A 13697-nucleotide genomic window follows, 5' to 3' on the forward strand; every position below is an offset into this window, starting at 1 on the left:
CTTATTCGGCCAGGGCGATGGGGCCGATCTCATCGAATACATCCCCAGGCCCCGGGTTTTGCGGGTGGGTGCTGCCACCGAAGTGGGTCATGATGCCCCAAACCGCGTTCAGCGAGGTCTGCACTGCGCCTTCGACCCAGGCTGGGGTCCAGGATACGTCGTCGCCCGCGATGAAAATCCCGCGCTGCTCGGCCGGCATATCCTTTTGCATAAAGTGCGCGTACATGCGCTGGTTATAGCGGTAGTGGCCCGGCAGCGCGCCCTTGAACGCGCCGAGGAAGTGCGGGTCGGCCTCCCAGGAGACGGTGATCGGGTCGCCAATGATCCGCGCCTTGAGGTCGACTTTCGGGTAGATCTTTTTCAGCGCATCGAGGGCCAGCTTCACCCGTTTATCAATGGGCTGCGGCAGCATTTTCAGGGCGTCGCTCATCCACGAGTAGGACAGGCAGATAACCCCTGGCTTATCGTCGCCGTTGTCGAACAGATAGGTGCCACGGGTCAGGCGGTCGGTGAGGGTCATGCTCATCAAGTCGCGGCCGGTTTCCGGGTCTTTGTCCTTCCAGAAAGGCCGGTCGACCATGACAAAGGTTTTCGACGACTGCATATAGCGCGTGCGATCCAGAGCCATCCACATTTTTTGCGAGAACAGGCTTTCGTCGCATTCGATCTGAGTGGTCAGCAGCCAGCTCTGGCAGGTGGTCAGCACGGCGGCGTATTCCCGGGTGTCGCCGTAATTGTCGGTGACCGCGAAACGCCCGTCGGCAGAATGGGCAATGCGCTTGACCCCAGCCCGGGGCGCGCCATGGTGCAGGGAGCTGAGGCTGGTGCCGGCTGGCCAATGGGCGCAACGCTCCGGCACGTGGCGCCAGATCCCCATGGGCACCTGCGCCACGCCACCGACCACCAGGTGCTGGTGGTCGTCGCAATTGGTCATCACCACCCGGAAGATTTCCAGCATCGAGTTGGGGAAGTCCGAGTCCCAGCCACCTGTGCCGAAACCTACCTGGCCGAACACCTCGCGGTGATGGAACGACAGCTTGGCGAACGCCTTGGACGTGGCGACGAAGTCGTAGAAGGTGCGGTCATCCCACAGCGGCACCAGGGTGTTCCACAGCTCTTTGAGCCGTGGTACATCGCGGTCGCGAATGGCTTGCTGGATATCGCTGAACTGCGAACCTGCCTCCAGGGCGTCGGCCCAGGCGTCAGCCACTTCCTGGAACAGCGCAGGAAGGTCCGCGAGTTTCTGTGCGTAATGGGTCTGGCCTTCCAGGTCGATCACGGTACTGCCGGAAGCCGGGGTCAACGGGTTGGGGAAGGGCTTGGTTTCCAGTCCCAGCTTATCCACATAGTGGTAGAACGCCGTCGACGACACCGGGAAACGCATGCCGCCCAGTTCGGCGATGATGCCTTCGGCTCCTTCAAACGCCTGGGAGCGTAGGCGCCCGCCCATTTTCGAGGCTTCATACACCACCGGCTTGAGACCGAGCTTCATCAGCTCGTAGGCGGCTATCAGCCCGGCAATACCCGCGCCGACAATCGCCACTTCGGCGCCGTGGTTGGCGGCAGGAATACTGCCCAGCCCGGCCGGGTGTTCGATCCAGTCATCGAAGGCGAACGGGAAGTCCGGACCAAAGATGGTGATAGGTTTTTTACCGTCTGCAGGGTGGCGATTGTTCTTGTGAGTGGCGTTCATGGCTGACCTTGCTGGCAACTCCGCGGGGCACGACCCGTGAAGTATAGGAAAAGATGGCAGCCATTCTAGGGAGCGTAGCGCTCGTTAATAAGACGCAATGTGTCGTCGGTTTGATTTGTTTTTAGTCGAAGTGACGAAGCTGGCGGTCAGATTGGCTGGCCGCGATCCAGTTTGCTGCTGAGGATGATCGAGGTGGTGGTCTTTTCCACCCCATCGACACTGCCGATCTGGTCCAGCAATTGATCCAGCTGCTCCGGCGAATCGGTGCGCAGCCAGGCTACATAGTCAAACTCACCACTGACCGCACACAGCTGCTGGACCTGAGCCATGGCACTGAGTCGGCGCAGCACTTCCTTGCCGGAACGCGGTTGCACCGTGATCCCCACATACGCCTGCAGCCCCCCATCCACCACCCGCTGGCCAAGGCGCACGCCATAACCGGTAATCACCTGAGTCTTTTCCAGACGCGCCAGGCGCGAGGTCACCGTGGTGCGGGCAATCCCCAATTGCCGAGCAAGCATTGCCACGCTTTCACGGGCGTTGAGCTGCAAGGCGGCGATTAGTTGGCGGTCGATTTCATCGAGAACGGGAGGGCGGGTGGCGGACAAGATGGGCTCCGGCGTGGGCGGCAATGGGGGAGCATGTTACAGGCTCATGGCCAGTGGTGCTTGGGGGGACCGCCAGAAACGCGAAAGCCGCGCAGTGCGCGGCTTTTAGAGATGGTGGGCCCAGTAGGACTCGAACCTACGACCAAGGGATTATGAGTCCCCTGCTCTAACCAACTGAGCTATAGGCCCTCAGTAGGTCGCGGATTATAACGATGGTTTCTCCACTGTGCTATCCGAAAAATCCGAATGGGTCATGTGAAGGAAGGTCGCGGCGAATATGTCGGGGGGCAGGGGCAGGCTGACGATGTAGCCTTGCATTTGTTCGCAGCCTTCGTCAGTGAGGAAGGCCTGTTGGGCGAGGGTTTCTACGCCTTCGGCGATGATGGTGAATTGCATGCTGTGACCCAGGGCGATGATGGCGCGCACGATGGCGGCGTCGTGGGGGTCATCCGGCAGGCCGCGGACGAAGGACTGGTCGATTTTCAGGAAGTCCAGGGGCAGGCGCTTGAGGTAGCTTAAGGATGAATAGCCGGTGCCGAAGTCGTCGATGGCCAGCTGTACGCCCAGGCGCTTGAGTTTATGCAGTACTTCCAGGGCTTCTTCGGCCTGGCTCATGATGAAGTTTTCGGTGATTTCCAGTTGCAGGCAACCGGGCTCCAGGTGGTTGTCCCGGAGCAGTTGCTCGATGCGCCCCAGCAGGTTGGGGTGGCGCAGTTGGGCACCGGCGAGGTTGACGGAGAGTGGGCCAAAGTAGTCATAGGACTTGCGCCACTGGTGCAGTTGTCGGCAAGCCTGTTCCAGGACCCAGTCGCCGATTTGCAGGATCATGCCGTTTTCTTCGGCCAGGGCGATGAAGTGTTCGGGAGGCACGTCGCCGAAGGTCGGGTGGCGCCAGCGGATCAGGGCTTCGGCGCCGATCAGTTGTTGGGTCTCCAGGCTCAGCTTGGGTTGGTAATACAGAAACAGTTCTTCGCGCTCTAAGGCGCGCCGCAGTTCGTGTTCGAGGGCGACGCGCTCGTTGGCCTGGGCGGTGAGGTCCTGGGTGTAGCGCTCGACCCGGTTGCGGCCCTTGGCTTTGGAGCGGTACATGGCGGCATCGGCGTTTTTGACCAGGGTGGCAACGTCGATGCCGTCTTGGGGATAGAAGCTGGTGCCGATGCTGGCGCTGATAAAGAACTCGTGCTCGCCCGCCTGGAAGGGCGGGGTGAAGCAGGCCAGCAGTTTATTGGCCAGGTGCTGGGCGTCGCTGGCTTGTTGCAGGCCGGGCAGCAGGATGATGAATTCGTCACCGCCCAGGCGGGCCACGGTGTCGATATCGCGCAACTGCTCCTTGAGGCGCACGGCAATGTCCTTGAGCAGCAGGTCGCCAATCGGGTGGCCGAGGCTGTCGTTGATGTGTTTGAAACGGTCGAGGTCGAGAAACAGCACCGCACCCTGGCTGCCGGTTTCCTGTTGGTTATTGAGGGCGGCCTGCAGGCGATTCTCAAACAGAGTGCGGTTGGGCAGGCCGGTGAGCGGGTCGTGGTGCGCCTGGTAGTCAAGCCGTGCCTGGGCGTGCTTGAGGCTGGAGATATCGGCAAATACCGCCACGAAGTGGGTGATCGACTGGTCGTGATTGCGCACGGCGCTGATGGTCAGCCAACTGGGATACAACTCGCCGTTCTTGCGGCGGTTGGAGATCTCGCCTTGCCAGTGGCCGTTGGCGGTCAATTGATGCCACATCGCCGCGTAGAAGGCGCTGTCGTGCAGGCCGGAAGCCAGCAGGCGTGGGGTGTGGCCCAGGGCTTCGGCTTCGCTGTAGCCAGTGATTTCGCTGAAGGCACGGTTGACGGCGCTGATGTTCTGCCGGGTATCGGTGATCAATACGCCTTCGGCGGTACTTTCGAAAACTGTTGCGGCCTGTTGCAGTTTTTCCTGCATCAACTGGCGTTCGGTAATGTCGCGGGCGATGGTCAGCATGCAATCGTCATCACCGATGGGCAGTGGGCGGCTGGACACCTCGCACAGGCGAATCTGCCCGTCACTGCGTCGGATATGGCAGACGAAATCACGCACCAGGCCGTCGCGCTGCAGCAGCTCGAGCATGTGCTTGCGTTCGTTCAAGTCCACCCAGATGCCCAGGTCCAGGGTCGATTGGTCCAGGGACATCGCACTGTTGAACCCGGTGATACGGCTAAAGCCTTCATTGACTTCCAGCAGCAGGCCATCACTCTGGCGGGTCAGTAACAAGCCATCCGGCGAGGCGTGGAAGGCCTTGGCGAACTTCTCTTCGGTAGTCTGCAGCAGTTGCTGGGTTTCCTTCAGTTGGGTGATATCCCGCACCACCACTACCAAGGCTGCGGTGGTATCGAGCTGGAAGGGTTCGGCAGAAATCAGCCCGGTAAACGCCTGGCCGTTGCTGCGCAGGAACGGCATCTCCAGGTTACGGATACTGGTGCTCTGCACGCGCTTGAGCAGGTTGGGCCCCACACCCTGGATACCCCAGATGTTCAGCTCGGTAGCGGTCTTGCCAATGACGTCTGCGGCGCTCAGGCCAATCTGGTCCTCGAATGCCTTGTTGACCTCCAGCAGACAGCCATCGGACAGGCGGGCGATTACCAGGATGTCCGGGCACTGCTGGAACACCGAGGCGAACTTCTCCTGCGAGAGCCGCAACGCTTCCTCGGTGCGCTTGGCCTCGCTGATATCAATCATCAGGCCACGCAGAACCGGCTCATGCCCATACTTGATCAGGCTGACAATGTCCCTGACCCACAGGCAGCGGCCGTCAGCGGTGATCACCCGGTAATCAATGCTGTGGTCGCGGTTGGCGCGGGTTTCCTGCTTGCAGAAGCTGTCGGCGCGGGTCAGGTCGGCGGGGTGAATGATGTTGCGCCAGAAGCCGGGGATCAGCCAGTGAGCCCGTGGATAGCCCAGTAGTTCTTCGGCGTGGGGTGACACGTAGCTGTAGGTGAAATCGTTGATGTCAGCTTCCCAGGCTATGGCGGAGAGGCTCTCTACCAGCCCACGGTAATGGTATTCGCTGCTGCGCAGTTTTTGCTCCAGGGCTACCCGGCGGGAAATTTCCGAACTGAGCCGGCGGTTGATCCGAATGACGATGGCCAGCACGGTACTTAACAGCAGCACGGCAGGCAGGCCGTAGAGCAGCAAGTCGGCCCAGAACGCCCGGTGATCAATGACATTGCCGACCCAGTGCTCCTGGATCTCGTTAATTTCGCTGGGGCTGAGGTCGGCGAGCACTTTATCCAGAATGCCAATCAGCAGTTTGTTCTCTCGAGGCACGCCCATTGCCAGTTGGTAGCGATAGGGCGTTTCGCCACTGACATACAAGCCGTCGAGCTTGAGCTGGCGCAGGCTCCAGACGCTGGAGGCGAGGTCGCCGACGACGGCGTCCACCTCATCGGTGGCCAGGGCCTGCAACGTCGAGCTGACATTGGGCATCGCCACCAGGTTCAGGTCGGGATGGTGGGTGCGCAGCAATTCGTGGGGGGCATAGTTCTCCACCACGGCGATCTTCAGGCCATACAGGTCCTTGAGGGAGCGGGGCTGGGCACCGCCTTCATGGGCGAGAATGACGATGGGGAAGTCGAGGTAAGGCCGGGAGAATGCGAGGAAGCCCTGGCGCTCCGGGGTGGACATGATGCCCGGCAACAGGTCGAGCTGGTTGTTCCGCGCCTGCTCCAGCAATGCGCTCCAGTTGGCCGGTTCTATCAGCTTGATCTTGATGCCCAGGCGTTCCTGGAGCAGCCGCACATAGTCAGCGGCCAGGCCCTGATAGCGACCTTCTTCATCGCGATATTCAAACGGCGGCCACGAGGCATCAACGCCCAGGCGCAACTCTGGGTGGTCCGCCAACCAGCCCTGCTCTTCATCTGTGAGAGTCAACGCGCCAGCCGTCGCGGTCCAGGTCAGCAGCGACAGCAGTAGCACGGTCGGCAGTCTGGGCATAACGGTCTCGTTATGGCACGGGGAATATTTCGAGTGTAGACGGGCATTGCGAGGGGGAGTGACGCGGGGAGGATTTAATCTGCACAAAGCAAAACCCCCAGGCCTGGGCCTGGGGGTTTTGTGATCACTCGTCGAGGAAGGAGCGCAAATGCTCGCTTCTCGTCGGGTGGCGCAACTTGCGCAGCGCCTTGGCTTCGATCTGACGGATCCGCTCGCGGGTCACGTCAAACTGCTTACCGACTTCCTCAAGGGTGTGGTCGGTATTCATGTCGATGCCGAAACGCATGCGCAGTACCTTGGCTTCACGGGCAGTGAGGCCGGACAGTACGTCGCGCGTCGCTTCTTTAAGGCTCTCAACGGTGGCGACATCGATTGGCGACTGCATGGTCGAGTCTTCGATGAAGTCACCCAGATGGGAGTCTTCGTCATCACCGATCGGGGTTTCCATGGAGATCGGCTCTTTAGCGATCTTCAATACCTTGCGGATTTTATCCTCAGGCATTTCCATGCGTTCGCCCAGCTCTTCCGGGGTCGGTTCACGACCCATTTCCTGCAACATCTGCCGGGAAATACGGTTGAGCTTGTTGATGGTCTCGATCATGTGCACCGGAATACGGATGGTGCGGGCCTGGTCGGCGATCGAGCGAGTGATCGCCTGACGGATCCACCAGGTGGCATAAGTCGAGAACTTGTAGCCGCGACGGTATTCGAACTTGTCCACAGCCTTCATCAAGCCGATGTTGCCTTCCTGGATCAGGTCGAGGAATTGCAGGCCACGGTTGGTGTACTTCTTGGCGATGGAGATCACCAGACGCAAGTTCGCTTCAACCATCTCTTTCTTCGCGCGGCGGGCCTTGGCCTCGCCGATCGACATGCGACGGTTGATGTCCTTGATCTCGGCAATCGTCAGACCGGTTTCGGTCTGCAGTGCAGTCAGCTTCTGCTGGCAACGAACGATGTCGGCCTGGAAGCGACCAATGGCTTCAGCGTATTTGCTTTTGCCCTTGGCCAGTGCGTCGGTCCAGCTTTCGTCAACTTCATTGCCCGGGAACTGGCGCAGGAAGTCGGCACGCGGCATGCGCGCATCACGGACACAGAGCTGCATGATCGCACGCTCTTGTGCACGCAGACGCTCAAGGGCGCTACGAACCCGCTCAACCAGGCCTTCGAATTGCTTCGGTACCAGTTTGATCGGCATGAACAGCTCAGCCAGGGCCAGCAGTTCGGCGGTTGCCTGCTTGCTGCCACGACCATGCTTCTTCAGGGCCTTGCGCGCCAGTTCCATCTGATCGGAGACCGCGCCAAAGCGCTGGGCTGCGATGATGGGATCCGGACCGCTTTCGACTTCTTCGTCGTCGTCGGTGCTGGCTTCAGCTTCGTCGTCGTCGGTTTCGTCGTCCGCTTTCACGGCTTTCGGGTCGACAGGCGGCGGTATTTCGGCAGCCGGCGGAGTAATGCCGTCGTCCGGGTCGATATAACCGCTCAGGACGTCGGACAGGCGGCCACCCTCGGTGGTCACACGAGTGTACTCGGACAGAATATGGTCAACCGTGCCTGGGAAGTGCGCAATTGCGCCCATCACTTCACGGATGCCTTCCTCGATACGTTTGGCGATTTCGATTTCGCCTTCCCGTGTCAGGAGCTCTACCGTACCCATTTCGCGCATATACATGCGCACAGGGTCAGTCGTGCGACCGATGTCGGTCTCCACTGCTGCCAACGCGGCGGCTGCTTCTTCAGCGGCTGCTTCGTCGGTATCAGAGTCGGCCAACATAAGGGCGTCCGCATCCGGAGCACTCTCGTGTACGGGGATCCCCATGTCGTTAATCATGCGGATGATGTCTTCCACCTGCTCAGGATCTGAAATATCCTCAGGCAGGTGGTCATTGACCTCTGCGTAAGTCAGATACTTCTGCTCACGACCCAGGAGGATCAAATCTTTGATACGAGACTGCTGTTGCGCTTTTCCGGACATAACACCCTATCCACTGAAGGTCTTGGCGGGCAAAAAACAAGCCGAGGATTATACCCGAGCTATGACCTCACACGCCAGCTGAGGTCGGGTTTGATGCGGAAACATTCTGTTTTAAGAGGTCGCGCATCTGTTTTGCTATCTGAATTTGCTCTTCAGCCGACAATCCCGGCTGCCTTGCTCTCTTGATGAGTTCATCGAGGGTCTGCGTGTGCTGGCCCGCGGATAACCTAGTAATGGTGTCTAAAAACTGTTGTTCAAGGTTATCGCCGTCAATTAGCCACTCCTTTTCCGCGAGAGCCTTCAACAAGCGGCCTTGTTCCGTGCCGTGCCAGCGAGCCATAAGCTGAATAGAGTTTAGTTTAGGATTTTTCTGTACGGCCTCGATCAGGGCAATTAGCACCTGGGCATAGGTGTTGCTTTCGTTGGCAAAATGTTCGGCGCTTTCCACTTTTCCCGCCAGTTGCGGATGGTGGATCAGGGTGCGCAGGGCAATCAGTGTCGGCGCCTCCACGGCCACCGGCGTGCGCGGGGCGTAGGCCTCGTCGCGATCGCCGCGCTTGCCGTTTTTGCTCCAGGGCTTCTTGTCCCATTTCTTGCCGCCGGCGCCGGGTTTCTTCGGCGTCCAGTCCTGTTGAGGCACAAAGGCTTCTTGGGGCTGGTGGAAGTCAGCGTAGTCCGGCATGGCATCGTAGTCGAAGCCCGGGTCATAGGCCGGTGGCGCGTCCTGGGGCGCGCTGTGCACCAGCTGGCTGACCGCTTCGCCGCTCAGGCCGGTGATTTCCAGCAGGCGCTGGCGCATCAGGGCCTTGAGGTTGGCGCCGGGCACCTTGTCGATCAGCGGTGCCGCGAGGGTGGCCATGTGGGCCTTGCCTTCGAGGGAGCGCGGATCGGCTTCTTCGGTCAATTGCTGGAAAAAATAATCGGCCAGCGGCTGTGCGTGCTGGTGGATGCGCGCGCGAAACGCGTCGGTGCCTTCGGAGCGCACCAGGGTGTCCGGGTCTTCGCCTTCGGGCAGGAACAGGAAGCGTGCGCGGCGGCCATCCTGCAGGCTCGACAGGGTGGCCTCGAGGGCACGCCATGCCGCATTGCGCCCGGCCTGGTCGCCGTCGAAACAGAACAATACGCTGGGCACCACACGAAACAGGCGCTTCATGTGCTCTTCGCTGGTGGCGGTGCCGAGAGTCGCGACGGCATTGCGCAGGCCTTGCTGGGCCAGGGCGATCACGTCCATATAACCTTCAACCACGATGATTTCATCGAGGTTGCGGTTGTTTTTGCGCGCTTCAAACAGGCCGTAGAGTTCCTGGCCCTTGTGAAAAACCGGGGTTTCCGGGGAGTTCAGGTATTTGGGTTTGTCGTCACCCAGTACTCGGCCGCCGAAGGCGATGATACGGCCACGGCTGTCGCGGATCGGGAACATCACTCGGTCGCGGAAACGGTCATAGCGCTTGCCGGTCTCGGCGTTTTCCACCAGGAGGCCGGCGTCGATCATGGCTTTTTGCTGCAGGGTGTCGCTGCTCAGGTGCTTGTACAGGTTGTCCCAGCCCGGCGGGGCGAAGCCCAGGCCGAAGTCGCGGGCGATTTCCCCGGTCAGGCCGCGGCCCTTGAGGTAGTCCACGGCGGCCTTGCGCTGCGGATGGCTTTTCAGGGCCTGGCGGTAGAACTCGGCGGCGGCGGTGAGCAACGGGTACAACGGTGAGTCGGTGGGCTGGCGTGGTTTGTGCGGCCGGCCACTTTCTTCGCGGGGGATTTCCATGCCGGCGGCTTTGGCCAGTTCCTCGACGGCCTGGGGGAAATCCAGGTTGTCGTGGTCCATGATAAAGCCGAGGGCGTTGCCGCCCGCGCCGCAGCCGAAGCAGTAGTAGAACTGCTTGTCGGGGCTGACGCTGAACGATGGGGTCTTTTCTTTGTGAAACGGGCAGCAGGCCGTGTAGTTCTTGCCGGCCTTTTTCATTTGCACGCGTGAGCTGACAACATCGACGATGTCGGTGCGGTTCAGAAGGTCGTCAATAAAGCTCTGGGGAATTAGCCCGGCCATGGCGTTCTCGTCATCACTGCGTGTAAATGAGAGCCCGTGACGCACTCAAGGCGCGCATGTTGGCGGCTTGATCATCAAATGTCTGTTTGGGCTGTCAGGAAGTGTATCTGTCGAGTGTTCACTGACGGTAGTTCCAATCAGTCTTCGACGTGTTTGAAAGTGTTGCCCTGGAGTCCGGTCGCGGCCAGTGCGGCCTCGGGAGCTCATCATGGGGCACAGTCGACCTATTGATCGCCTGCTTGGAAAATAAGTGTGCTCGTCAGTAGCCTTGATAGGCTCGTCAGAAGAGACGCGCACCGCTGGCAAAAGAGCCAGTCCTGACGTGTGAAGCTTTGTCTCGGTCGCATGTGCGGCGTCGACGGTGAAGCATCAAGCGATATCCGCAAATGCCAACAGCCCGACTGAGGGCCGGGCTTGGCAGAAGCTTGCTACGAACGTCTGTGTATTAGTACAGACGAACGGCGCGGCGCTGCTCGCGCTGAACTTTCTTGGCGTGACGCTTAACAGCGGCTGCTGCTTTGCGCTTACGCTCAGAAGTTGGCTTCTCATAAAATTCGCGGCTACGAACTTCAGCCAGAACACCGGCTTTTTCGCAGGAGCGCTTGAAACGACGCAGAGCTACGTCGAAGGGTTCGTTCTCTTTTACTTTGACGGCTGGCATCCAGAGCTACCTTCTTTCATTACCGGGAATCAACGTTCTCGTCGCAAAAAATTCGCGGCTGAGGTCGTCGGTTTTTAAGGGTTGCGGATGTTAACCCCTCATTGCCCGGAATGCAAAGCCTCTGATCGAAAACCGCTAGTCGGGAGGGGAAGTGGCGACTATTATGCGCGCCTTCGAATTCAGCCTCTACAAGGCGCAAACCCATGTTAGTACTGGGCTTAGAAACCTCCTGCGACGAGACCGGCGTCGCGCTTTACGACAGTGAACGCGGGCTTTTGGCCGATGCGCTGTTCAGTCAGATCGACCTGCACCGGGCCTACGGCGGCGTGGTGCCCGAGCTTGCCAGCCGGGATCACGTCAAACGCATGCTGCCACTGATTCGTCAGGTGTTGAACGAGGCCGGTTGCGTCGCCACCGAGATTGATGCCATCGCCTATACCGCCGGCCCGGGATTGGTCGGGGCCCTGCTGGTTGGGGCCTCCTGCGCCCAGGCGCTGGCGTTTGCCTGGGGTATTCCAGCCCTCGGCGTGCACCATATGGAAGGCCATTTACTGGCGCCGATGCTGGAAGAAAACCCGCCTGGGTTCCCGTTCGTCGCTTTGTTGGTTTCCGGTGGCCATACGCAGCTGGTTCAGGTCGATGCAATCGGCCAGTACACGCTGCTGGGGGAGACCCTGGACGATGCTGCCGGTGAGGCTTTCGACAAGACCGCCAAGATGATGAACCTCAATTATCCCGGTGGTCCGGAAATCGCGCGTCTGGCGGAAAAAGGCGTGGCCGGGCGCTATACCTTCCCGCGCCCGATGTGTGATCGCCCTGGCCTGATGTTCAGCTTCAGTGGCTTGAAAACCTTTGCCTTGAACACCTGGCAGCAAAGCGTCAGCGCCGGGGACGACAGCGAGCAAGCCCGTTGCGACATCTCTCTGGCGTTCCAGCAGGCGGTGGTGGAGACTTTGACCATCAAGTGCAAGCGTGCCTTGAAACAGGCCGGCATGAAGCGCCTGGTCATTGCAGGCGGCGTCAGCGCCAACAAGGCCTTGCGTCTGTCATTGGAAAAAATGCTCGGCGACCTCAAGGGCGAGGTGTTTTACGCTCGCCCCGAGTTCTGCACCGACAACGGCGCGATGATCGCCTTCGCCGGTTGCCAGCGATTGCAGGCTGGCCAGCATGAAAGCCTGGCCATCAGCGTGCAGGCGCGTTGGCCGATGGAGCAATTGCCGCCGTTGTGATCGACGAACATGAGGCGGGTTCAGCCGGCGTATTTAAAAATGCCGTTCGCGCCCGGCAAACAGGTCGCGTAAATTGCCGCGATGGCGCCATACAATCAGCAGGGTGAGTACGCTCATCGGCAGCAGGGCCGCCGGCTCCTGCCAGGCCAGCAATGGCAGGGTCAGGGGCGTGGCGATCAATGCGGCAAGGGAGCTGGTGCGGGTCAGGTAGAACGTCAGCAGCCAGGCGGCCACCGCTAGCAGGGCTGCCGGTGGGTAGATCCCCAGCAGCATGCCGGCCGCCGTTGCGACGCCCTTGCCACCGCGAAAGCGAAAGTACAGCGGGAACAGATGGCCGAGGACGGCGCATACACCGATCCAGGCTTGTTGTTGCAGGGAGAGGCCGGCGAGATCGGCGATCAGTACGGGCAAAAGGCCTTTGCACACGTCGCCAAGCAGCGTGAGTACGGCGAGCTTCTTGCCGGCCAGGCGCAACATATTGGTGGCGCCGGCATTGCCTGAGCCACTCATTCGCGGGTCGGGATTTCCCGTCAGGCGGCTGAGCAAGATGGCAAAGGACAGCGAGCCGAGCAGGTAGGCGAGGGTCGCCAGTAACCAAGACATGCTAACTATTCCGGGCGAGGACGCCTTGATTCTAACGGGGCATTGCGCCCTTGTCGTGCTGTGGAGAAGAGTGCTTGGACAGAGTGTTTATCGAAGGCCTGGAAGTTGACACCGTAATCGGGGCCTACGACTGGGAGCGCGGTATCCGTCAGTGCCTGCGCCTGGACCTGAGTTTCGCCTGGGACAATCGCCCCGCCGCAGCCGGTGATGACCTGACCCTGGCCCTCGATTACGCCAGTGTTTGCACGCGCATCCAGGCGTTTGCCGAGCAGGCGCAGTTCCAACTGGTGGAAACGTTCGCCGAGCGCCTGGCGCAAGTCTTGATGGAGGAGTTCCAGATCCCCTGGCTGCACCTCAAGTTGACCAAGCCCGGTGCCGTCCCGGCCGCCAAGGGCGTGGGCGTGGAGATCGAGCGCGGATGTCGCTAACTCAGGTTTACCTTGGTCTTGGCAGTAATATCGAGCGCGAGCCCCATTTGCAGGCGGGGCTTGAGGCGTTAGATGGCTTTTTGACCGATATGCGTTGTTCCGCCGTGTTCGAAAGCCAGCCGGTGGGGATCAAGAGTGGGCCGTTTTTCAACCTGGTGGTGTCGGCGTATACCGATCTGTCGTTGATGGAGTTGGACCGCCGGTTGAAGGCCATCGAGGCTGACAATGGCCGTTACGCACCGGATCGCAAGGGCTTGCCCCTGGATATTGATGTGCTGCTGTATGGCGACCTGACAGGGAATTTCGACGGGCTGGTGTTGCCGCGCGCAGAGATCCTGAAGAACGCGTTTGTGCTGTGGCCGCTGTCGTTGATGGCGCCGGAGCGTGTGCATCCTGAAGTGGGCAAGACATTTGCCGTGCTGTGGCGGGATGCACAGATTGAGCAGGTGCTGGCCCCGGTTGCCTTCAAATGGCGCGACCGGCAACTGACCCCGGACGCTCTTCTGTAGGCGCG

The 13697-nt window shown here is 60.3% G+C and carries 10 protein-coding genes and 1 tRNA gene; 3 read left to right on the forward strand and 8 right to left on the reverse strand.

Annotated elements, in window-relative coordinates:
* Position 1 precedes the first annotated feature (1 nt).
* The 7 genes from HBO24_RS08860 to rpsU all read right to left on the reverse strand — a co-directional run bounded on the left by HBO24_RS08860 (position 2) and on the right by rpsU (position 10923).
* A complete protein-coding gene (locus tag HBO24_RS08860) occupies positions 2-1693 on the reverse strand; it encodes an NAD(P)/FAD-dependent oxidoreductase (RefSeq protein ID WP_170059562.1) in 1692 nt (563 codons plus the stop codon).
* A 146-nt stretch (positions 1694-1839) separates the two neighbouring features.
* Entirely contained in the window at positions 1840-2301 is a 462-nt protein-coding gene (locus HBO24_RS08865; RefSeq protein ID WP_057440306.1) for an Lrp/AsnC family transcriptional regulator, read from the reverse strand.
* 112 nt (positions 2302-2413) lie between these two features.
* Positions 2414-2490, reverse strand: a tRNA-Ile gene (locus HBO24_RS08870).
* Between the two features lie 15 nt (positions 2491-2505).
* Entirely contained in the window at positions 2506-6249 is a 3744-nt protein-coding gene (locus HBO24_RS08875) for a bifunctional diguanylate cyclase/phosphodiesterase (RefSeq protein ID WP_170059563.1), read from the reverse strand.
* Between the two features lie 124 nt (positions 6250-6373).
* A complete protein-coding gene (rpoD, locus tag HBO24_RS08880) occupies positions 6374-8224 on the reverse strand; it encodes an RNA polymerase sigma factor RpoD (protein WP_057444304.1) in 1851 nt (616 codons plus the stop codon).
* A 67-nt stretch (positions 8225-8291) separates the two neighbouring features.
* A complete protein-coding gene (gene dnaG, locus HBO24_RS08885) occupies positions 8292-10262 on the reverse strand; it encodes a DNA primase (protein WP_115129134.1) in 1971 nt (656 codons plus the stop codon).
* A gap of 445 nt (positions 10263-10707) precedes the next feature.
* Entirely contained in the window at positions 10708-10923 is a 216-nt protein-coding gene (gene rpsU / locus HBO24_RS08890) for a 30S ribosomal protein S21 (RefSeq protein ID WP_002551877.1), read from the reverse strand.
* Between the two features lie 203 nt (positions 10924-11126).
* Between rpsU and tsaD the strand changes: the two genes are divergently transcribed.
* Positions 11127-12152 (forward strand): tRNA (adenosine(37)-N6)-threonylcarbamoyltransferase complex transferase subunit TsaD, encoded by a 1026-nt coding sequence (gene tsaD, locus HBO24_RS08895; RefSeq protein WP_170059564.1) that lies wholly within the window; start codon positions 11127-11129, stop codon positions 12150-12152.
* 33 nt (positions 12153-12185) lie between these two features.
* Here tsaD and plsY read toward each other — a convergent pair whose 3' ends face one another.
* On the reverse strand, positions 12186-12755 hold the full coding sequence (gene plsY / locus HBO24_RS08900; protein WP_057440309.1) for a glycerol-3-phosphate 1-O-acyltransferase PlsY: 570 nt from the start codon (positions 12753-12755) through the stop codon (positions 12186-12188).
* 74 nt (positions 12756-12829) lie between these two features.
* Between plsY and folB the strand changes: the two genes are divergently transcribed.
* Both folB and folK read left to right on the forward strand, forming a co-directional pair.
* Positions 12830-13183, forward strand: a complete 354-nt coding sequence (gene folB, locus HBO24_RS08905) for a dihydroneopterin aldolase (RefSeq protein ID WP_057440310.1) — start codon at positions 12830-12832, stop codon at positions 13181-13183.
* Positions 13174-13692, forward strand: a complete 519-nt coding sequence (gene folK / locus HBO24_RS08910; RefSeq protein ID WP_169990386.1) for a 2-amino-4-hydroxy-6-hydroxymethyldihydropteridine diphosphokinase — start codon at positions 13174-13176, stop codon at positions 13690-13692. Before folB ends, folK begins: the two co-directional genes overlap by 10 nt.
* Positions 13693-13697: the final 5 nt, after the last annotated feature.

It is taken from the genome of Pseudomonas sp. WS 5410, assembly GCF_012985645.1.
Classification (GTDB): Bacteria; Pseudomonadota; Gammaproteobacteria; order Pseudomonadales; family Pseudomonadaceae; genus Aquipseudomonas; species Aquipseudomonas shahriarae.

Coding starts and splice junctions, on each gene's coding strand:
- HBO24_RS08860 (WP_170059562.1), bottom strand. CDS start 1,693: ATGAACGCCACTCACAAGAACAATCGCCACCCTGCAGACGGTAAAAAA.
- HBO24_RS08875 (WP_170059563.1), bottom strand. CDS start 6,249: ATGCCCAGACTGCCGACCGTGCTACTGCTGTCGCTGCTGACCTGGACC.
- rpoD (WP_057444304.1), bottom strand. CDS start 8,224: ATGTCCGGAAAAGCGCAACAGCAGTCTCGTATCAAAGATTTGATCCTC.
- dnaG (WP_115129134.1), bottom strand. CDS start 10,262: ATGGCCGGGCTAATTCCCCAGAGCTTTATTGACGACCTTCTGAACCGC.
- rpsU (WP_002551877.1), bottom strand. CDS start 10,923: ATGCCAGCCGTCAAAGTAAAAGAGAACGAACCCTTCGACGTAGCTCTG.
- tsaD (WP_170059564.1), top strand. CDS start 11,127: ATGTTAGTACTGGGCTTAGAAACCTCCTGCGACGAGACCGGCGTCGCG.
- plsY (WP_057440309.1), bottom strand. CDS start 12,755: ATGTCTTGGTTACTGGCGACCCTCGCCTACCTGCTCGGCTCGCTGTCC.
- folK (WP_169990386.1), top strand. CDS start 13,174: ATGTCGCTAACTCAGGTTTACCTTGGTCTTGGCAGTAATATCGAGCGC.